The 20417-nt window shown below is 68.0% G+C and carries 17 protein-coding genes and 1 pseudogene; 6 read left to right on the top strand and 12 right to left on the bottom strand.

Annotated features, from left to right (window positions below):
* Both EV647_RS06315 and EV647_RS06320 read right to left on the bottom strand, forming a co-directional pair.
* Positions 1-774, bottom strand: coding sequence for an SDR family NAD(P)-dependent oxidoreductase (locus tag EV647_RS06315; RefSeq protein ID WP_133999762.1), 774 nt, complete (start codon positions 772-774; stop codon positions 1-3).
* Between the two features lie 8 nt (positions 775-782).
* The gene (locus EV647_RS06320) at positions 783-1163 is read right to left on the bottom strand and encodes a helix-turn-helix domain-containing protein (protein WP_133781452.1); all 381 of its coding nucleotides are present in this window, start codon (positions 1161-1163) and stop codon (positions 783-785) included.
* Positions 1164-1266: 103 nt separating this feature from the next.
* Between EV647_RS06320 and EV647_RS06325 the strand changes: the two genes are divergently transcribed.
* Positions 1267-2601, top strand: coding sequence for a nuclear transport factor 2 family protein (locus EV647_RS06325; protein ID WP_133999765.1), 1335 nt, complete (start codon positions 1267-1269; stop codon positions 2599-2601).
* A gap of 344 nt (positions 2602-2945) precedes the next feature.
* Positions 2946-4895, top strand: a pseudogene (locus EV647_RS06330) (bifunctional SulP family inorganic anion transporter/carbonic anhydrase); the annotation flags it as partial.
* 14 nt (positions 4896-4909) lie between these two features.
* On the opposite strand, the gene EV647_RS06335 reads toward EV647_RS06330, so the two are convergent.
* Positions 4910-5737: a phosphatase PAP2 family protein gene (locus EV647_RS06335; protein ID WP_202876051.1), complete on the bottom strand. Its 828-nt coding sequence runs from the start codon at positions 5735-5737 to the stop codon at positions 4910-4912.
* Between the two features lie 229 nt (positions 5738-5966).
* On the opposite strand from EV647_RS06335, the gene EV647_RS06340 reads away from it, so the two are divergent.
* Complete coding sequence (locus EV647_RS06340) at positions 5967-7163, top strand: MFS transporter (RefSeq protein WP_238177053.1); 1197 nt, start codon at positions 5967-5969, stop codon at positions 7161-7163.
* Here EV647_RS06340 and EV647_RS06345 read toward each other — a convergent pair.
* From EV647_RS06345 to EV647_RS06355, 3 genes are all read right to left on the bottom strand, one after another.
* On the bottom strand, positions 7128-7520 hold the full coding sequence (locus tag EV647_RS06345; RefSeq protein ID WP_133999774.1) for an aconitase X swivel domain-containing protein: 393 nt from the start codon (positions 7518-7520) through the stop codon (positions 7128-7130). The genes EV647_RS06340 and EV647_RS06345 overlap by 36 nt on opposite strands.
* On the bottom strand, positions 7517-8731 hold the full coding sequence (locus tag EV647_RS06350) for an aconitase X catalytic domain-containing protein (protein WP_133999777.1): 1215 nt from the start codon (positions 8729-8731) through the stop codon (positions 7517-7519). Before EV647_RS06350 ends, EV647_RS06345 begins: the two co-directional genes overlap by 4 nt.
* A 109-nt stretch (positions 8732-8840) precedes the next feature.
* Complete coding sequence (locus EV647_RS06355; protein WP_133999780.1) at positions 8841-10970, bottom strand: S41 family peptidase; 2130 nt, start codon at positions 10968-10970, stop codon at positions 8841-8843.
* A 214-nt stretch (positions 10971-11184) separates the two neighbouring features.
* On the opposite strand from EV647_RS06355, the gene EV647_RS06360 reads away from it, so the two are divergent.
* Positions 11185-11889 carry a M50 family metallopeptidase gene (locus tag EV647_RS06360; protein ID WP_133781438.1) on the top strand — a complete coding sequence of 235 codons (705 nt, stop codon included), beginning with the start codon at positions 11185-11187 and terminating at the stop codon, positions 11887-11889.
* Here EV647_RS06360 and EV647_RS06365 read toward each other — a convergent pair.
* The 3 genes from EV647_RS06365 to EV647_RS06375 form a co-directional block, all read right to left on the bottom strand.
* Positions 11886-12638, bottom strand: a complete 753-nt coding sequence (locus EV647_RS06365; protein ID WP_133999783.1) for a DUF5995 family protein — start codon at positions 12636-12638, stop codon at positions 11886-11888. The genes EV647_RS06360 and EV647_RS06365 overlap by 4 nt on opposite strands.
* 98 nt (positions 12639-12736) lie before the next feature.
* Positions 12737-14257 carry a phospholipase C gene (locus tag EV647_RS06370; protein WP_133999785.1) on the bottom strand — a complete coding sequence of 507 codons (1521 nt, stop codon included), beginning with the start codon at positions 14255-14257 and terminating at the stop codon, positions 12737-12739.
* A 167-nt stretch (positions 14258-14424) separates the two neighbouring features.
* Positions 14425-15450: an aldo/keto reductase gene (locus EV647_RS06375; protein WP_133999788.1), complete on the bottom strand. Its 1026-nt coding sequence runs from the start codon at positions 15448-15450 to the stop codon at positions 14425-14427.
* A 49-nt stretch (positions 15451-15499) separates the two neighbouring features.
* Between EV647_RS06375 and EV647_RS06380 the strand changes: the two genes are divergently transcribed.
* A complete protein-coding gene (locus EV647_RS06380; RefSeq protein ID WP_133999790.1) occupies positions 15500-16000 on the top strand; it encodes a DUF664 domain-containing protein in 501 nt (166 codons plus the stop codon).
* On the opposite strand, the gene EV647_RS06385 is transcribed toward EV647_RS06380, so the two are convergent.
* Genes EV647_RS06385 through EV647_RS06395 form a run of 3 tightly spaced genes read right to left on the bottom strand, consistent with a single transcriptional unit; the run spans position 15993 to position 18796 of the window.
* Positions 15993-17117, bottom strand: coding sequence for a hypothetical protein (locus EV647_RS06385; protein ID WP_133999793.1), 1125 nt, complete (start codon positions 17115-17117; stop codon positions 15993-15995). The two genes, EV647_RS06380 and EV647_RS06385, sit on opposite strands and share 8 nt — an antisense overlap.
* Position 17118: 1 nt before the next feature.
* Entirely contained in the window at positions 17119-17988 is an 870-nt protein-coding gene (locus EV647_RS06390) for an exodeoxyribonuclease III (protein ID WP_133999796.1), read from the bottom strand.
* 31 nt (positions 17989-18019) lie between these two features.
* Positions 18020-18796, bottom strand: coding sequence for a uracil-DNA glycosylase family protein (locus EV647_RS06395; protein WP_133999799.1), 777 nt, complete (start codon positions 18794-18796; stop codon positions 18020-18022).
* Positions 18797-18891: 95 nt separating this feature from the next.
* On the opposite strand from EV647_RS06395, the gene EV647_RS06400 reads away from it, so the two are divergent.
* Positions 18892-20385, top strand: a complete 1494-nt coding sequence (locus EV647_RS06400; protein ID WP_166680229.1) for an amidohydrolase family protein — start codon at positions 18892-18894, stop codon at positions 20383-20385.
* The last annotated feature ends 32 nt before the right edge of the window (positions 20386-20417 follow it).

The following is a 20417-nucleotide window of genomic DNA, read 5'->3' on the forward strand; positions in this document are numbered from 1 at the left end:
TCAGATGACCGCGGTGGTCGCGCCGTCCATGGTGATGATCGAGGCGGTGACGTAGCTGGCGCGGGGCGAGGCGAGGAAGATCGCGACGTCGGCGACCTCCTCCGGCTCGCCGGCGCGGCCCATCGGGATCTCGCGGACCATCTCCTGGAGCAGCTCGTCCTTCGGCTTGCCGGTCGCCCGTACTGCGGCTTCCAGCCCCTCGTCGACGCGGGAGGTGCGTGTCATGCCGGGGTTGATCACGTTCACCCGGACGCCCTGGCCCGCGTACGCCTTCGCGTAGCCGGCCGACGCCAGCATCAGCGCGGCGTTGGCCGCACCGCCCCCGATGTGCAACGGGTTCGCGGCCCGGCCGCCCTGGCCGACGACGTTCACGACCGCGCCGCTGCCGCGGTCCGCCATCCCGCGGATGACGGCCTCGGTCGCGTGCATGTACGTGAAGTACTTCGCGTCCATCGCGGCGTGCAACGCCGTACTGTCCAAATCGTCGACCGGTGTCCGGCGGGCCGCGCCGGCGCAGTTGATCAGGATGTCCGGTACGCCGATCCGCTCGAAAGCGGCTCGCGTCGCGTCGGCGTCGGTCAGATCGACCGCTTCGGCCTGGAAGCTCAAGCCTTTGGCGGCGAGCTCCTCCTGTGCCTTCGCCAGGTTCCCGGCGTCCCGCGAAATGCCGACGACCACCGCACCCTCACGTGCGAGCGCCTCGACACACGCCAGCCCGATCCCTTTGCTCGCACCGGTGACCACCGCGGTCTTCCCGGACAGTTCCAGCTCCACGTGACTCCTCAGCGATTCGCGTCGTACTCGTCGCGGGCAGCGGCGATCTCGTCCATGTGGTCGTACGCCCAGGTCCGCATCGTCGCGACGGCAGCGGCCAGGCTCAGGCCGAGCGGGGTCAGCGTATAGCTGACCGTCACCGGCACAGTAGGAAGAACATCACGCCGTACGACACCGTCCCGCTCGAGATTGCGCAGGGTCTGGGTGAGCATCTTCTGGGTGATGCCCTCGATGATCGACTTGAGCTGGCCGGACCGCAGCGTGCCGCCCTTCTCGAGCGTGCTGATCACCAGCATCGTCCAGGTGTCGCCGATCCGGCCGAGCACCTGACGCGTCGGGCAGGCGCCTTTCGTGGCGTCCCACCTGCTTCTGACCTGGTCGGTATCCATTAGGTGCCCATAGCAGTAATTAGTGCTGTCTTCCGCCCGCCGCGACCGGTTCGTAGCGTCCATGTCGTCCGGGGTCGAGTTTAGGTGAAGGAGTGAAACAGCAATGAGAGCAGTGGTTCCGGTGGACACCGGCAAAGTCGGGTTCGCCGAGGTCGACGAGGTCCGGCCGGGCCCGGGCGAGATGGTGATCGAGGTGGCCGCCTTCTCGATCAACCGCGGTGAGACCTTCCAACTGGAGGCGCCGCGGGCCGGCTGGCGACCGGGTAAGGACATCGCCGGCCGAGTGATCGAGGCCGGCCCCACCGGTCCACCGGTCGGCACCCGCGTGGTCGCGCATCTGCCACACTCGGGCTGGGCGGAGCACGTGATCGCACCGGCCACGCAGGTCGCCGGACTGCCGGACAGCATCTCGTTCGAGCAGGCCGCCGCGCTTCCGCTCGCCGGGCTGACAGCGCTGCGCCTGTTGCGTACGGCGGGCAGCGTGATCGGCCGGCGGATCCTGCTGACCGGCGCCGCCGGCGGTGTCGGGCACTACTTCACCGAACTCGCGGCCGGCGCCGGTGCATCGGTCACAGCCGTCGTCTCAACCCCTGCCCGCGGCGAGCGGCTGCTGGAGCTCGGCGCCGAGACCCTGGTGTACGACGTCCCGGACGCACGCGGACCGTTCGATCTGGTGCTCGAGTCCGTCGGTGGTGAGAGTCTGCCGGTCGCGTTGTCGAAGCTGGTGCCGGGCGGTGATCTCATCTGGTTCGGCGAGGCCAGCCGGCAACCGGTGACGCTCGACTTCTTCGACTTCTTCACCGCTCCGGAGGCCGCGCGCATCCGGCACTTCCACTACGTGCACGGCCGCGACGACGAAGACCTGGCAACGCTGGTTCGGCTGGTCGGGTCCGGGCGGCTCCACCCCGAGCTCGGTCGCGTCGAGGACTGGTCCCGGACCGATGCCGTCCTCGACGACCTGCGGCACCGTCGCATCCGCGGCAACGCCGTACTGACCTTGGCACCCACGTCGCACGAGGAGGCAACGCCGATGGATCCCAGTACAGTCGTGACCCGGTACGTCGAGGCAGTGGCGGCGGGTGACCTGCCGACGATCCGGGCGAGCTTCGCGCCGGACGTGGTGTGGACCTATCCGGGTGACCTGCCGCTGTCCGGTGACTGGAAGGGCCGGGACATGGTCGTCGACGAGTTCCTCGGCGCGGCGGCGGGCAACCTGTTCGCGCCGGGTGCACCAGTGACGATCACGCTGGTCAACGTCATCGTCGACGGTGAACAGGTTTTCGCCGAGTGGACGGCGCAGGCGACGGCCCGGAACGGCGAGGCCTATGACAACCGGTGTGGAGGGGTCTTCATCGTTCGGGACGGCGTGATCGTCGCCGTCCGCGAATACCTCGACACCGACCATGCCCGCCGCGTCCTGTTCGCGGGCGAACACTAAGCACAGCGAGAGCAGCTCTTCGGGAGCCGTACGTCGACCAGCAGACGAGCGGATCACCCCTCGAGTGTGGGGTTCTCTACTGATGCACGAGGGGAGAACCCTGAACGCGGGGGGTTATCCGTTGCTGTTGCGCGAGGTGCGAGGTGCGAGCGACAGCCAGCGGGATCCGGGCGGGTCGATGCCCTGAGCAATCGTCAGTTTCCGGCGCCGCGGGCCGAAGGCAACGAATTTGAATTGTCGCTGTTCTGGGCTTGATCGGGTCAGTACGATGGGTAACCAGATCGACACTCTTTGTTTCGACGCCTGATGCCCGAGCAATCCTGAGCACCGACGCCGGAGGACCCGTGCCGACCACTTCCCACTCTCCCCCCAGCGACCGTCTGTCCTGGAAGACCGTTCTGCATCATGACCTACCGGCCTCGCTGGTGGTCTTCCTGATCGCAATACCGCTTTCCCTAGGAATCGCCGCCGCGTCCGGGGCGCCGCTGATCGCCGGCCTGGTGGCCGCCGTGGTCGGCGGTGTCGTCGCCGGCGCGCTCGGCGGCTCCCCGCTCCAGGTCAGCGGCCCGGCCGCCGGCCTGACCGTTGTCGTCGCCGGACTCGTCATGCAGTTCGGCTGGGCCGCGACCGCCGCAATCACCTGCGCGGCCGGCCTGCTACAGATCCTGCTAGGCGTCACCCGAATCGGTCGACTGGCACTGTCTCTTTCCCCCGCCGTCGTCCACGGCATGCTCGCTGGGATCGGCATCACGATCGCCGTCCAGCAGCTGCACGTGGTGCTCGGCGGCAAAGCCCAGAGCTCGTTGATCTCCAATGTCACCGCGCTCCCCGCGCAGCTGATCGCGCACCACGGTCACTCGGTGGTGGCCGGCGTACTCACCGTTGCGATCGTTCTCGCCTGGCCGCGAATCCCTAAAGTCAAGGGGATTCCGGCACCACTCGTCGCCGTCGTGGCGGTCACCGCATTGGCAGCGGTCACCATGCCCGACGTGACCCGGGTCGATCTGCCGGACAACCCGCTGCAGAGTCTGATCCTCCCGGTGATGCCCGAGGGCACACCACTCGAGATCGCCACCGCCGTACTGACGGTTGCCCTCGTCGCCAGCGTCGAGTCGTTGCTGTCGGCCGTTGCCGTCGACAAGCTTCATCGCGGTCGGCGGAGCAATCTCGATCGAGAACTGATCGGCCAGGGCGCCGCGAACGCGGTGTCCGGTGCGCTCGGCGGGATGCCCGTCACCGGCGTGATCGTGCGCTCGTCGACGAACGTCGCGGCCGGCGCCCGCACCCGCGCGTCGGCGATCCTGCACGGCGTGTGGATCGCAGCGTTCGTGCTCGCGGCGGGGTCGATGCTCGAATTGATCCCGATGGCCGCGCTCGCCGGCGTACTGCTCGTCACCGGATTACGCCTGGTGCAGCTCGCCCACATCCGCACACTGCGCCGGCACGACGAATTGCTCGTGTACGTCGTGACCGCGGTCGGCGTCGGCGTACTGGGACTGGCCGAAGGCGTGCTGCTCGGTCTCGTGCTTGCGCTCGCACGCGTGCTGTACCGGCTCGCGCGGGCAACCGTGACAGCGACCGAGGTCAACGGCGTGTGGATGGTACGGATCCGTGGTTCGCTGGTGTTCCTCGGAGTTGCGTCGCTGGTGCGAACGCTGCGATCGATTCCGCAAGGCGCGACGGTTCGGATCGATCTGACGGTGAATCATCTGGACCACGCGGCATCCGAGGCGATCGAGGACTGGCGGCGCGGGCACGTCGCGCGCGGCGGCTCGGTCGAGGTGTACCGCGGCGGCAGCGAGCGGGTGGGTGAGCAGCTGGACGACGTACCGATCCGGGCGTTGCTGGCGAAACTCGCGGCGGAAGGACAACAACCGGCACACCTGTTCATCACGTGTGCGGACTCGCGGATCGTGCCGACGATGATCACCACCAGCGGACCGGGCGACCAGTTCTGCGTGCGCAACATCGGGAACCTCGTGCCGCCCAAGGGATCGAACAGCAACTCCGTCGACGCCGCGATCGAGTACGCGGTCGACGTCCTCGGGGTGAAGTCGATCGTGGTCTGCGGCCATTCCTCCTGTGGCGCCGCGGCCGCCGCGCTCGCGGCCGACGTACCCGAAGGATCGGGACTGGAGAACTGGCTACGGCACCTGGAGCCGTCGGTACGGCGAGCGGTCGCGCTCCCGGACATCGTGGACCCGGCGACCGGCGTGCAGTTGTCGCCGGCCGACAAGCTGTCCGTCGCCAACGTCGCCGTACAGCTGGAGAATCTGCGGAGTTTCCCGTGCGTCCGCGCGGCCGAGGATCAAGGCCGGCTCGAGCTGATCGGGCTCTGGTTCGACATCGGCGCGGCGACGGCACGCTCGGTCGTGGACCGCGCGCCGTTCCTGGTCCGCGGCGACGAGGAGCTGTTGAAGATCAGGAGCAGCGGTACGGCGAGTGCGATCGCCACCAACCCGTCCAGCCAGTAGTGGTTCGCGGTGACCACGACAACCGTGAAGGTGAGCAACGGATGTGCGATCCACAGCCAGCGCCACCGTGACCGGGTCGTCCGGATCAGGAAGGCCGCGACCATGAACGCCCAGCCGACATGCAGGCTGGGCATCGCGGCGAACTGGTTCGCGACCCCGGAGTGCGCGCTCGGTCCGTAGACCGACTGACCGAGCAACACCCCGGTGTCCACCCAACCCGGCATCATCCGGGGCGGGGCGAGCGGGAAGAACATGTGCCCGATCAACGCCAGCCCGGTCAGTGACGCGAGCGCCCAGCGGGCCTTCCCGTACTCGGCCTGGCGGCGGATCAGCAACCAGAGCAGCACCACCGCGGTCAGCGGGAAGTGCACGCTCGCGTAGAACACGTTGGCGAGCTGGGCGAGGCCGTCGATCTTCAGCGCGTGATGCTGGATCGTCGCCTCGCTCGGCAGCCCGAGCCAGGCCTCCCAGCGGATCAGCTCGTCCGCGTGCTTGAACGCCGACCCCGCATGCTCCGCGGACAGGAAGCGGCCGAGGTTGTAGACCCCGAACAGGGCGGCGAGCAGTGCGATCTCCTTGACGATCCGCCAGATCCCACCGCGATGCCGCCCCAGCTCCGGCACACTCGGCTGCCCTACCCGCTCCAGAGTCACCTGCGCCATGCCGACCCCCACATCAAACCGAACGCTCGTTCTCTGAAATTCCACCCTGCGCCGCCGGCCGCCCTCAGATCAAGAACGGTCATTCGTTTTCTTGTGTGATCCCTGGCACTCTTTCAAATTATCGCAACATGCTGATAGTTGCGAACAATATGAACCAACTCACACCGGCATGGTGAAGGCCCCGGCTAAATCGGTCGACGCGAGGTGCCGTCCTCGGGAGAGTGCTCGCATGGTGACGGTCTTCATCCGGTGGACGTGGCTGCGAGCGGTCCTGCACAACGGGTGGTGGCTGGTCACCAGCGTCTATCTGGTGGTCGACGCCGGACTCTCCCCCGCCGAGCTCGTGCTCATCGGGTCGGTGCAGAGTGCGTTCGCGCTGGTCTTCGAAGTACCTGCCGGCGTCATCGCCGACACGATCAGCCGCAAGTGGTCCCTGGTGATCTCCCAGGTGCTGATGGGTACGGCGATGCTCGCGACCGGACTGTTCGAGTCGTTCCCCGCGTTGCTCGCCACGCAGGTCCTATGGGGTATCTCGTGGACCTTCGCGAGCGGATCCGACGTCGCGCTGATCACCGACGAACTGGATCGGCCGTCGGAGATCAATGTGGTCCTCGCGCGGGCCGCCCGCGCACAGCTGGCCGGCGCGGCGACCGGTCTCGTTCTCCTCGGGCTCCTCGCCTGGGCGACCCGGCGGGACCTCACCATCGTGCTCGCCGGCGCCACGATGGCGGCCCTCGGGCTGTACGTCGCGTTCCGCTTCACGGAACACAACTTCGTTCCCACTCGGACCGCCCGCTGGTCGGCGTCCTGGAACACCTTCCGCCGCGGCGTCACGCTGGTACGACGGAGCCGTGCGATCCTGCTGATCTTCGCCGCGACCTTCCTCGTCAACGGCGCCTCGGATGCCGCGGGACGCCTTACCCAGAAGCAGCTTCTCGACCTGGGCCTGCCGAGCACGCCGGACCCGATCGTCTGGTTCACCGCCCTCGGCGTCACCGCTCTGGTTGTCGGCGCCGTCGTACTCAGACTCGTCACGCAACGGATCAACGGCGCGCACGCCGCGACCGACTACGCACTGGCCGCCCTCGTCGGAGTGCTCGCGATGCTGCTACTCGCGTTCGCGCGTGATCCGGTCCTCGGCGCGATCGCCGTCGTACTGCTGAACGGGATCGTCACGCCGCTCACTCGCGTGATCAGCACGATCTGGGTCAACGCCCGTACGACTGCCGACATCCGCGCGACCACGCACTCGTTCCTCGCGCAACTGGAGTACCTGGGCGAGATCGTCTGCGGTGTCACCATCTCCGCGATCGCCCGGCTCACCACGCTCCCGCTCGCACTCACCGCGTGCGCGGTCCTGTTCGCGGCAACCGCCGTACTGATGCGTCGGTCACCAGGTGATCGTGCCGTCGGTGACCTGCACTAGGGCGCCGGCGGGGATGGCGTCGTACGACGCGACGACGACCGGAAGGTTGATGTCGTACAACTCGGCGGCGATGAGGGCGCCGAGCGGGATGATCGGGTCGGGGCGGGACAGGATGATCGCGGCGGGCGCGGTGCGGGCGCGGATCTGTTCGGCCAGGACGCTGGAGGCGGAGCTGGAGCCGCGGCCGGATTCCATCAGGAGGATCCGGCCGGTGAGGACGGCGCCGCACTGCGGGTGATGCGCGTCGACGATGCGGCCCTCGGCGTCGGTGCCGCCCCAGAAGGACAGCGGCGCGGTGAGGCGGATCGGCGTACCTGTCGCGGTGCCGGGGTGCAGGCTTCGGCCGTGGATGATCATGAGTCGAGCACCACGTGGCCGGCGCGGGCCGAGGCGACGCATTCCGAGAGCGAGCCGAGGATGGCGGAGACGTTGATGTTGCCGGGTGCGTAGTGCGCCCACTTGCCCGAGTTCGTCATCACGTACTTCCAGGTGGGCGACAGGATTGCCGTGATGTAGGTGCAGGTGTCCACGACGACCGTTACCCCGGCGGCCTCCAACACCTGCAGTACGCCGTTCTCGGCCAGGCGCTCGCGGGTGGCACGAGCGGTCGACAGGTAGAACGGCAACTTCAAGGGCGGTCCCACGACCAGCTCGGACAGCTGGACGCACTCGGCGTACGACGCGTGCGGCGTACCGATGCTCACTGCATCCAGCTCTGACGCGACCGTCGACAACTCGCGCCGGACGCGCTGCAGTGTCTCGAGGTCAACCACTCGCACAGGCAGACCGTCGATCGATGTCGGCGCCTCCGGCGTGACACCGATCGCGTGGAACAACGCGACACCGCCGGCCGATGCGGCGGCCGCCCCGAGTGCCTTCAGGTCGTCCTCTCCCACGTCGGACGGAATCCCCAGCAGTACAGGGATTTCGGCGCCGACCACCGATCCGATGTGATGACCGAGCAACGGATATGTCAGGTCGGTGAACTCGCCCAATGGGCGGCAGTCGAACACCATAGTTCCGCGCCTCGCCTCGGGAGTCTGCAGTCCGGCGTACGGCGCTCGTCCGGTGATCGCCGCGCAGACGTCGAGGAAGTCGCCGTACCGATCCGTGCGCGCACCGAGCACCGAGTTCGCGAACACGATCGCGTTCGACTCCGCCCACGCGATGTGCTCACCGAGCGCGGGGCGATGCGGGAGCTGGTACGGCGCGCACGTGAACGTCGGCGTACAACCGAGCTCGACGTACGCCGCCATCAGCTCCCGGCCCGCCGCCGCGAGCTCGTGATCCCGGACGAGGTCTGGATGGATGAGGTCCGTCGAGCCCACGTTGAGCGTGGTCGGAACGCGTACCCGGGCGCCCAGGTCGACGAGGCGGTGCGCGAAGTCCAGGCTGACCTGACCGTGGTACAGGCACGAGTCGACGTGCGACGACGTGATCTCGACCAGCCGCGGCGCGTCCGAGATCCGCGCCTGCCCAACGATCACCCGCATCGCGAGCGCCACGCCGTCCCCGTCCCGGCCGCCGAGCATCGCCTCTTCGTCGGCGGTCAGGTGCAGAGTCGGCATGAGTTGAACCTAGCGGACCTGCACCACTCACCAACCCGCCCGGCGCAGCGCGCGTCACGCTCGAACAAGCGGCCGGGGCGCGGTTGGTGAGTGGTGGCGGTCCGCCCTTCTAGACGACCTGCCGCCGGGATGCGACGAGATCGCCCGCGTCGTACCCGTCCGCGCGGAGGAGCTGGCCGGGAGTCACGTCCAAGATGTCGATGCTCACCGGGGCGGTGTAGTCCTCGGAGCTGATCGGGCGGCCTTCGACGTAGAGGTCGACGCGGTCGATGCCCAGGGCATCTATCGCGACGGTGAGCGTCGTACCGCTGAAGGAGGTCTTCAGGTCGAGTCGGCGGACCGGGAGCGCGGCGAGCAGCTCGCCGGCCTTGTTCAGCAGGTCGACGTTGCCCTCGAGCAGGTCGGCCCTCGTCATCCGGTGGGTCTCCTGCGGCTTGACGCCGAGGTCCTCGACCGGCGTACCGGCGAGCTTCCCGACCCGCAGGGTGCGCCGGATGGCGACCCGCAGGTTCGCGCCGTTCGGCAACGCGACGTACGGCGAGGTCTCGTCGGGTGGCGGCGGCTCGTTCAGCAGGGCCGCGAGCAGACCGTGTGTCCAGACGTTCGCGCCGCCCGCGCCGGTGTTGTCGTCGACGCCGAGAATCGTGCCGATCTCGTGGTCAGCGAACCCGGCCGCGAAGATGTCGGTCGCCGAGTAGACCCGCGCGTCGGTGATCAGGACGACCGGTCCGTGGTACGTCTGGCCGATGTCGTTCGCGCCGTCCTCGGGCGTGATCGGTTTCGCCGCCGAGTACTGTGCCCCGGTCTCGATCGCCAGGTCCAGCGAGTCGAACCACGGACCGAGATCGATCCCGGCCGGGTTGTCCTGGTGCCGGCGGCAGATCCGCAGATTGAGCGGTGAACTGATGAACTGCACCGGCTCCGGCGCGACCCGCCGCGGGGTCATCGTCTGCAGCGTGAACTCGCTGGCGTAGATGTGCCCGCCGCCGTTGTCCCGGACGTCCACGATCAGGCCGTTCTGCGGCAGCGCCGCGGCCAGCCGGACGAACTCGTCCCGGAACGCGACCGGATCCTGCACGCTGAACGTGAAGATCCGCAGGTGCCCGAATGTCCCGGACGTCGTCACGACCTCACGGGCCCGGAAGACACCAGGCATCGTGGTCGGCAGATCCGCGCCGGTGACCGCGGCCGGGGCGGCCAGCTCGGCCGAGCTCTGCCCGCGTTCCAGTTCGACGACGTCACGGACGTACAGAGCCTTCTTCGCGCGCGACTTCTCGTCGGAGTCGAGGTCGAGACCCATCAACGCAGAGGCCTCGCTGATCGCGTCGAGGTCCGTCATCGGCGGGAGGTTCGTGGTGACCTTCCACTGCTCGCGCAGTTCCTGCTCCGAGCCGTCGAGGCCGACGTAGGTCAGGGTCACCCAGTCCTCGTCCGGCGGGGCCTGGATGACCAGCGGGCGCAGGGTCAGCGACTCCAGGCCGCGGGCCAGGTTGGCAGCTTCATTGCTCCCGGCGAAGACGGCGCCGTTGAGCGCGACGGCGCGAGCAATCGGCGTACCGTTCCAGTGCGTCACCTCGGCGCCCGGGCCGAACTGCGGGGCCTGGTAGCCCGTGATGGTGCGGGTGATCAGGTAGTGCTCGGAGCTGTCGGGGCCGTCCGCGTCGTGGCACTTCTCGATCATGAACGGCAGGAACGCGATCTTCCCGGCGAACGGCGCCGGCAGCAGGTAGTTGGTGTGCAGATCGCGGACCGAGTGGAAGATGCTCGACATCTCACGATGGAACAGCCACTCGGCCTGCATCGTCTCCGCCGTCTGACGCTCCATCCGCGCGCGCATCACGCGCAGCCGCTGCAACGGGTTGACGGCGTGCATCGCGACCTTCAACGGCAGGTGCACGTAGTTCTCACTCAGCAGCAGAAGCGCCTGATCCACCAGCAGTTTCCGCTGGTCGAGCGTCAGCGTGCCGGCCGCGTCGAGGAAGTCCGCCAACGGGACAGCGGCCGCTGCGTCCGTCACTGTTTCCCGCACCGCGGGCCGGCGCGCGGCCGTCTTGCCGGCCGTCGTCCTCTTCGCCGCGGTCTTCTTCGCCGCGGTCTTCTTCGTTGCTGTCTTTCTTGCTGCGGTCTTGTTCGGTGCCGACTTCTTGGCTGCGGTCTTCTTGGCTGCGGTCTTCTTGGCTGCGGTCTTGCTGGCTGCGGTCTTGCTGGCTTGGCGTTTGGTCGTGCGTGGTTGAGACATTGTCCCCCCAATACGGCGGGCCCCTCCCCGGGCCGCGATCCCTCCACCGTGATCCGCGCACCAGGCGATGTCAACGGCCCGCCACGCCGTTCCACCAGGACATCTCGTGATCACCGGCGGCGAACTGTGGCTGATCAGCGAACAACTCCGCGAACGAGTCACCGTCCACATCCCCTTCCCCAGTAGTTGACCACCGGGCTGCAAGGATGGGCGGGTGAAGGAGTTCTGGGACAACATCACGTCGGTTCAGCCGGAGCCGTCGCTCCAATTGGTCATCGGTACGGGAGTGGCCGCGCTACTGCTGATCGCCTGGCGCCCGATCTGGAAGCACACGCGGCAGGTCGTGACGATCGCGCACGAGGGCGCGCACGGGCTGATCGCCGCGCTGGTCGGCCGCAAGCTGTCCGGGATCCGGCTGCACTCGGACACCTCCGGCGTCACGGTGTCCCGTGGCAAGCCGACCGGCGGTGGGATGATCGCCGTACTGCTGGCCGGCTACCCCGGTCCCGCTCTGTTCGGCCTGGCTGCCGCGTTCGTCCTCAGCCGCGGGTACGCCGTTGCGCTGCTGTGGGGACTGCTCGCGGCGCTGGTGATTTTGCTGCTCCAGATCCGCAACCTGTTCGGGCTGTGGTCGGTGCTGGTGTTCGGCGCCGTGGTGTTCAGCGTGACGTGGTGGGGCTCTCCCTCGGTGCAGTCCACCTTCGCGCACCTGCTCACGTGGTTCCTGCTCCTGGCCGCGCCACGTGCGGTGCTGGAGTTGCAGCGCTCGCGGCGGCACGGTCAGGGACGTAGCTCCGACGCGGATCAGCTCCGGCGCCTCACCGGCGTACCGGCATTGATGTGGGTCGGTGTCTTCGGTCTGGTCACGCTTGCTTGCCTTGCGTTGGGCGTGCTCTGGTCTGGCGTGCTCCCGAGCTAGGGAGGTGGCAGGGTGACGCCGAAGCCGGTCACTGCGAGCCGCAACAGTACCTGTCCTGGTCTGAGCAGATCCGCGACCTTCGCCGCGCTCAGCACCTCTAGCTCGCCTAGCCGCTTCTCATAGCTGCCTTGTACGCGCGCCTGCTGCAGCTCGACTGTGTTGTGCCAGACCTTCTGCCGGGACTCGCGCAGGAAGCGTCGTGACGCCAGCCGGTTGAGTGGCGTGAGGACGCGATCGATCAGGCTGCGCGGGCCGGTCGCAGCGAGTTCACCGTCCTCCGCCGCGACACGTTCCGCGAGCACAGTGTCGATTCGTTCGTGATCGCGCCGGCGTTTGTCCATCAGCTGCGGATCCAGGAAGTCGTCGTCGCCGATGACCGCGAGCAGCGCCTGCGGCAGGTCGTAGTTGACGTGCGCGTTGATGCCGAGCAGCACGTGCGCCAACGCAGGCAGTTCCGGCGAAGCATCGAACGCCAGGCGCCACGGGCGAGGCACGTCGCTGCCCTCCGCCGCCCGTGTCACGAGATCCGCGTCGTGGGCGCGCAGATACAGCTCGGCGAACTTCACGTCCCAGACCTCGACCCATTCCGGATCCTCGAACGAGCCCTGGTCGATCGCCCGTCCCACGGCCTGCGTGGTGCGCAGATACGTCTCCAGGAAGAACCGCCGCCGCGCAAGCTCCGGCGGCAGCTCATCGGCCCGCTGCCGCATCCGCGCCACCACGTCCCCGATCGGACTGCCATCGGTCATCGGCTCTCCTCAGGGGGAGGGATCATGCCCACAATGCTCGCGGAGGAGCGGCGTGCGCTTGGTGCGTCGTACGCCGCTCTCCGCGTCGCTGTTGAATGTTAGTGCTCCACCGGCTGACCGGAGACCGGGTCAAGGTACAGCGCCTTGTTCTTGTGGTCGAAGTCGAACAAGGTGTTCAGCGAACCGGCCTTCTCGTCGAAGGAGTAGTTGCCGATCGGGCCGGTCTTCCAGTTGTCCTCGACGAACTTGAGGATCGAGGTCTGATCGGTCGTGGTGTGGTCGACGAAGTTCCGCTTCGCATACGGCGAGACGACGAGCAGCGGGAGCCGCGGGCCGTACCCGCAGCGGTCGAGATAGCCGCCGGCGATCCGGGCCGGGTTCGTCCCGCAGTTCGTTCCGGTCAGTGCGTCGTGCGCGGGGTCGTTGGACTGGTTCACCACCGGGCCGACCTGGTGGTCGTACCAGCCGTCACTGTCGTCGTACGCGATCACGACGGCGGTGTTCTTCCAGTCCTTCGTCTTCTGCAGCCGGTTGATCGCGTCGACCACGAAGTGCTGCTCGTCCAGCGGGGTCGAGTAGCCGGCGTGACCGTCCTGGTACGCGGCTGCCTTCAGGTAGCTCACCGCCGGCATGCTGCCGTTGTCGACGGCGGCCCAGAAGTCCTTCAAGTCGTACTGGTGGTTCGCCGGACCGTTGTGACCGATCTCCTCGACCGATGCCGGCGGCGTGTGCTGCAGGTTCTGCGTGCTCTTGTAGTACTGGAACGGCTGGTGATGCGGGATGTAGTCGACGCTGCTGACCCCGCCGACGTCCGTGTGCTTCGCCGTACAGTCAGCGAATCCACCCTGGAACCAGCCCCAGCTGACGCCCTTCGCGTTCAGCAGGTCGCCGACGTTCTTGTTCTTCGGGTCGGTCACGGTAGAGCTGTCGCGCGTGTTGCACTTGTCGCCGGCCGGCTGCGGATCCCCGATCATCGTCCCGGTGGCGGCCGGTACGGCGTCGCCGTCCGCGCTGAAGCCGTGCGTCTGACCCGACACCAGGTTGACCGCGCCGGGAGACGACGGACCGTACGTCGTGCCGTAGGAGTTGTCGCTCATCGCGAAATGCTGGGCGTAGTTCCACAGACCGGTGACGGTGTTCCCGTCGTAATACCCCATCACCAGGCCTTTGCCGTGGCCGTAGTCGGCGCAGGTGCCGTCACCGCGCCCGACCGTCTCGACGACCTTGTCCATCAGTCCGCCGTCGACCGCCTTCTGCTCGTCGGCGTAGTTGTGGTCCTGGTCGCAGGTCTGCGCCTGGTCCCGGCCGAGCCGGAAGGGCTGGGTCGAGTTGGGATTGTTCGGCGCCGCGAGCGGGGTGTTCAGGCCGTTGACTCCCGGCGTGCCGGCGGCGGCCGTGAACGCCGGCTCGCCGGCCGGGTTCGCAGCGTTCGGGTACGTCGCGAAGTAGTGGTCGAACGACACGTTCTCCTGGAAGATCACCACCAGGTGCTCGATCGGAGTGGTCGTGGGTGCGCCTTGATTGTGGCCCAGGGCAACGGCCGGGACGGTGGCTGCGGCGACCAGCGTCGCGCCGAGTCCGGCGGCCAGGACAAGCCTGCGCCTGCTGCGAACGAACACTGCTGACTCTCCTTCAGGCTGTGCGAGCCGGGAGCCACCCCGATGGTGGCTCGTCGGCTCCCCAAGCCTCCGCCAGCGCCCCGGCCCGACGAAACCCCGAAAGACGAACTCGTGCTGAACGCCGGGGTGTTTTCCTCTCAGAATCCCTCAGCTAGCTGAGGATTCTCTCAGGAGCGCCCACCGGCGATCGGTCGCCCGCGTTGGGCCATGCCTGGTCCGCCGTACGGGTAGTCGGCCGCGCCCGGATCGCTGGCCTCGTCGAGTTTCGCGGTCTCCTCCGGGGTGAGGTGCAGGTCCGCCGCGGCCAGGTTGTCGTCGAGCTGTTCGAGCGTGCGCGCGCCGAGGATCACCGACGTGATCGCGGGCCGGTCGACCAGCCACGCGAGCGCGACCTGTGCCATCGAGATCCCGCGGGCCTCGGCGATCTCGCGGACCGCGTCGACCACGTCGCGGACGCGTTGGTTTCGGCTGCGGCGGTACCAGGACTCGACACCGCGGTCCGGGTTCTCACCGAGCCGCGTCGCACCTGCCGGCTCCTCCTCGAACGAGTACTTGCCGGTCAGCCATCCGCCACCGAGCGGCGACCAAGGCAGCAGACCCAGCCCGTTCTCCTGCGCGGCCGGGACGATCTCCCACTCGATCTCCCGGACGAGCAGGTTGTACTGCGGCTGGAGCGTGACGAGCGGCGACCATCCGCGGTGCGCGATCAGGTCGCAGGCCTTCTGCAACTGCCATCCGGTGAAGTTCGACAGGCCGCCGTACGAGATCTTGCCGGCGCGTACGGCGTCCTCGAGGAAGCTGAGCGTCTCCTCGAGCGGCGTGACCGGGTCCCAGGCGTGCAGTTGGTACAGGTCGATGTGGTCCACCCCGAGTCGTTCCAGCGACGCCTCCAACGCCTTGCGGAGGTGCCGACGCGACGTACCGACGTCGTTCGGCCCGTCACCGGTCGGGAACCGGCCCTTCGTCGCGAGGACGACGTCGGCGCTCTTCTTCGCCAGCCAGCGGCCGACGATCTCCTCGGATACCCCGGCCGTGTACACGTCCGCGGTGTCGACAAAGTTGCCGCCCGCCTCGACGTACCGGTCGAGCTGCTCGTGCGCCCCGGCCTCGTCGGTCTCGTTGCCGAACGTCATGGTGCCGAGCGCGTACGTCGAGACAACGGCGCCACTCGCGCCGAGAGTGCGATATTCCACGGTTCTCCCTCTCGTTGAACTGTCTGTAGCGAAGACTACGGTGGCAGGTATGAAGACAAGTGAACTGCTCCTCGACGCACACAGCAGGGTCCAGGAGGTCCTGCACGACGTCGTGACCGGGCTCGACGACAAGACGCTCGCGACGCGGCCGAGTGACACGGCGAACTCGATCGCCTGGCTGGTCTGGCACCTGACCCGGGTTCAGGACGACCACCTGGCGGACGCCGGCGGGTACGAGCAGGTCTACACCGCCGACGGATGGTTCGAGCGGCTCGGACTGCCGCTCGACGAGGCCGACACCGGGTATGCGCACACGTCCGACCAGGTCGGGCTCGTGAAGCTCTCGGCGGATCAGCTGCTCGGGTACTACGACGCCGTCCACGCCCGGACCGCGGAGTTCCTGCGGACGCTGACCGACGACGACCTCGACCGGATCGTCGACCGTCGATGGAACCCGCCGGTCACGCTCGGAGTGCGGCTGGTGAGCGTGATCGACGACTGCGCGCAGCACTCGGGCCAGGCGGCGTACGTGAAGGGTCTGATCAGCTGAGCGTGGTTTGCCAGAGCGAGGTGCCGGCGATCAGGTAGAGCTTGCGATCCGGCATCAGTACGGCGTCGGTCACCTTGCCCTCCGGCCCTACCGCGTCCTGGACGGTCCACTGGCCGCCCCGGCCGGTGAGCACCTTCACCTTGTTGTCCTGAGCAACGACCTGGACGACCTTGTCGCCGTCGACGATCGGCGGCGGCAGCTTGTCCTTGTCCCCCACCGGGATCGACGGCACGCCTTGGAGCCGCTTCGCCGTCCCGGAGGCATCGAGCTGCCAGATCGCGAGCTGACCGTCGACGTACCCGGAGATCACGCAGTCCTTCGCGCAGGTCGCGGTCTTGGCCTGACTACGGCCGCCGGGATCGGGCAGCACGATCCGGGTCCAGCCCTGGTTGAGCTTGGTGGATCGCCAGACCGCCGCCTCCTGAGCGACGGTGCCGGGCTCGAGCCGGACCTGCGACCCGACGAGGACGATGCCGTCGCCGAGCGTCGTACCGAAGCCCGGCCCGACCAGGAGGGACGGCGTACTTTGCAACGCGGTCTTCGACGGGTCCTGTCTGACCCATTTGCCGTCGCTCTGCGGCAGCCAGACCATCGCGTCGTTGCCCGTCTGCACGCCGCCCCAGGAGCCGAGCAGCGCGCCGCCGCTCGGGGTGATGACGGCGCTGTACAGGTCGCCGGCGTCCTGGCCGCCGAAGGTGAAGAAGTTCTGGGGCTTCTCGACGAGTCCGGTTTGCGGAGTGCCGGTCCAGACCGTCCAACGGGTGTTGGAGTGCGCGCCGCCGGAGGCTCCACCGAGCGCGAGGAGCTGCTTGCCGTCGTACGCGATCGAGTACCAGATCGCCTCGAAGGCGTACGGGCTGGCCGGGTTGGGCTTCACCGTGATCGGAGTGCGCTTACCCGTGCTGTCGAGGAGTTGGAGTTCCGGGACGACTTTGGCGCCGCGGTGCCGCAGACCGATCAGCAGCTGCTTGTCGTTGGCGGTCAGCGTGACAGGCTCCGCCGGGCCTACATCGACCGTGGTCCAGGCGATCGGCTGCGGGTTGTCGTCAGCCTTGTCGTCACTGCAGGCGGTGAGGGTCGCGAGCACCAGGATCGCGACCGCAGCAAGGCGCCGCATGTCAGCGGCTCTGCGGAAGCTTGGTGGTCTTCTTCCGGCCGGTCCGCGGCGCGGACGGCGGTGGCACGACCGGACCGATGTCGCCATCCGGTGCGGTGTCGAGATCGATGATCACCGGGGCATGGTCGCTCGGGCCGGTGCCCTTACGTGCCTTACGGTCGATCCACGCGGCCTTGACCCGCTCGGCGACCGGTTCGGTGGCCAGCATCAGGTCGATCCGCATGCCGAGGTCCTGGTGGAACATGCCCGCGCGGTAGTCCCAGTAGCTGAAGATGCGGTGATCCGGCCAGCGGTCGCGGACGACGTCGTGCAGGTCCTTCGCGGCCATCAGTTCCGCGAGCGCCTGCCGCTCGGGCGGGGTCACATGCGTCTGACCGACGTACGCCGCGGGATCGAAGACGTCGGCGTCGGTCGGGGCGATGTTCATGTCACCGCAGACGATCTGATCGGCCGGTCCGCTCGCCACGACTTCGGTCAGCGCCGCCAGCCAGGCGAGTTTGTAGTGGTAGTGATCGGAGTCCGGGACGCGGCCGTTCGGCACGTAGAGCGAGTGGACACGGATGCCGCCGCAAGTCGCCGCGATCGCGCGCGGCTCCGGGTCCGGGAAGCCCGGCGCGCCCTCCACGCCGATCACCACGTCCTCGAGTCCGACCTTCGACAGCAGGGCGACACCGTTCCACTGCGGGGCGCCGTACAGGCCGGTCTCGTAGCCGCGGGCGGTCAGCTCTTCACCCAGGAGTGCGGTGAACGCGTCGTCCGCCAGCTTCGTCTCCTGCAGGCACACCACATCCGGCTGCCGCTCGTCGAGCCAGTCGAGCAGCCGCGGCATCCGCTGCTTGACCGAGTTCACATTCCACGTGGCGACTCGCATCCGACCAAGGTAGCGCCAGCCACGGACCATTTCAGCCGAGCTTCGGCGCCCGCCAGACGAGAGTGTTCAACAGGTCGGTGCCGGGACGTTCGACACTGTTGTTGTGCCGCGGTTTGTCCTTGCGTCCCCAGGCGTCGTTTCCCAGCCACGACGGTACGCCGAACGGCAGGTCCCGCGCCGGGATCGGCGCATAGTCGGACTCGGCGAACTTCACGCCGTAGTTGGGGACCGTGTTGTCGCCGTCCGGATCCGGCGTCACGATCGCCCGCAGCTCGGTGATCGCGTTCCGCCAGCTGTCGACCAGCACCTTCGGGCTGCGGCTCGACGGGTGCGGCACCTCGAACAGCGGTACGTCGGGCCTGTCGGTCCACAGCTGAACGGCTGAGCGCGCCTGGGCGCCGAACGCGACGATCGCCTGCAACTCGGGACCCGTGATGAGGTCGAGCAAGGTGTTGCGCCAGGCGAGCTGGTCAGGCCTGGAGAGCAATGGGGCCGCTTGCTGTGCGCGAGACGGTCTGAGCGCGTAGGCGTATGCGTTGACCAGTGCGTAGCTGCGAGTCAGGCCGAGCTTGCCCAGGAAGCCCTGCACGCGCTGACCGGCGTCGCCGACCAGCGTGCGGCCCGCGATGCGTTCGGTCGGGCCCGGGTCGGACGCGATCGCGAGCAGCCGCGCCTTGCGATTGAGCCGTCCCCGGTAGAAGACCGGGCCCCAGTCGTACCAGAACAATTCCCGGAAATCCGCGTAACTGGGAACTTTCGCGAAGTGCCGCGCCACCATGACCGGCGGGCCCGGATCGAAATCACCCATCGAACTACCTCCCCCTCGGCGATACGCTCATGACCAGGGGCGGCAACGGGGATTCTACGGGAGGGTGGGCCATGTTTGTACTGCGTGGAACCGTGATGACGATGCGATCGGGCGGGGAAGTTCTGCCCGGCGGCGCGGTGTACGTCGGTGACGACGGGCTGATTGCGGCGGTCACGCCGTTGGATCCCGTCCCGGCGGGATTCAGCAACGCGCCGCGAATCGCCGCGGGCGGGTTGATCTGCCCGGGACTGATCGATTTGCACAACCATTTGATGTACAACAGCCTGCCCTTGTGGACGGAGCCTTCACGCACGGTTCCGTGGACCTCGCACAACCAGTGGGGCCGCGCGCCGACGTACAGCAAACAGATCAGCCAGCCGGCCCGCCTGCTCGGCGCCACCGCGGGGCGGGCGCTGCTGCGGTACGTCGAGACGCGGGCGATCGTCGGCGGTACGACGTCGATCCAGGGGAACCCGCGCGGCGCCGTACCGCCGGACAACGACCTGATCCGCAACATCGACTCGGAGAAACTCGGGACGCACGACGATTTCATCCGGGTCAGCACGCTCGTTGCCGACAGTGCGGCAGCGCTCGCGCCGTACGCCGCCGCCGTGCAGGCCGGGCGTGGATTCATCGCGCATTCGGCGGAGGGGTCGGATCCGAAACTGCGCTCCGAGTTCCGGCTGCTGGCCGACGTCGGCGTGGTGAAACCGCAGTTGGTCGCGATTCACGGCGGAGCCTTGAATGCCGATGATTTCGCGGCGCTGAAGGCGGGGAATTCGAGTCTGGTCTGGTCACCGTTCTCGAACTTTTGGTTGTACGGGGCAACGGCCGATGTGAAAGCCGCGCACGCGGCCGGGGTGCGGTTGTGCCTCGGGTCCGACTGGGCGCCGTCGGGGACGCGAAATGTCCTGTGGGAGTTGAAGGTTGCCGATCTGTGGAACAAGACGCATTCGGTCTTCACCGACGAAGAACTGGTCCGGATGGTGACGTCGAATCCCGGTGAGGCGTTGTCCGGCGTCTGGCCGCGTCCGATCGGCCGGCTCGAGCCCGGCGCACTCGCGGACCTGGTCGTCGTACGGCGTTCTGCAGCAGGCACGTACCGCAGTGTGATCGAGGCAACCGAGGCCGACATCCGGCTGGTGGTTGTCGGTGGTCGGGCCCGTTATGGCCTCCGGTCGCTGATGACCCCGCTCGCGCCGGAGGCGACGCCGATCAAGGTCGGCCGGCTGTCGCGCGCAATCGACTACGGCGACCCGGCTATCACCTGGAAGACCGTGGTTGCGGACCTGGAGAAGATCCGCAGCGATCCGGCCGCGGCCTCGGCTCGCGCAGCTGCCACCTTCGCGGGTTTTGCTGGGGATGGTTTTGCCGGGAACGGTTTCGCCGACTCGTTCGTGTTGTTGCCGGACATGCCCGCGCCCGAGGTCGAGGACGAGATCCTCCGCGGCGGTCCTCCCACCCCCTCCCCCGACCCGGTCACCATCCCGCCGTTGGAGCCCTTGACCACCGGCACGGCCTGGTTCGACGCGGTCGACGCGAACCCGTTCCACAACGGCCTCCTCAGCGGCCTCCGGGCGTACGCCTGAGATATATCACTTGAACTCTATATACGCTTGCT

This window comes from Kribbella sp. VKM Ac-2566 (assembly GCF_004366005.1).
Classification (GTDB): domain Bacteria; phylum Actinomycetota; class Actinomycetes; order Propionibacteriales; family Kribbellaceae; genus Kribbella; species Kribbella pratensis.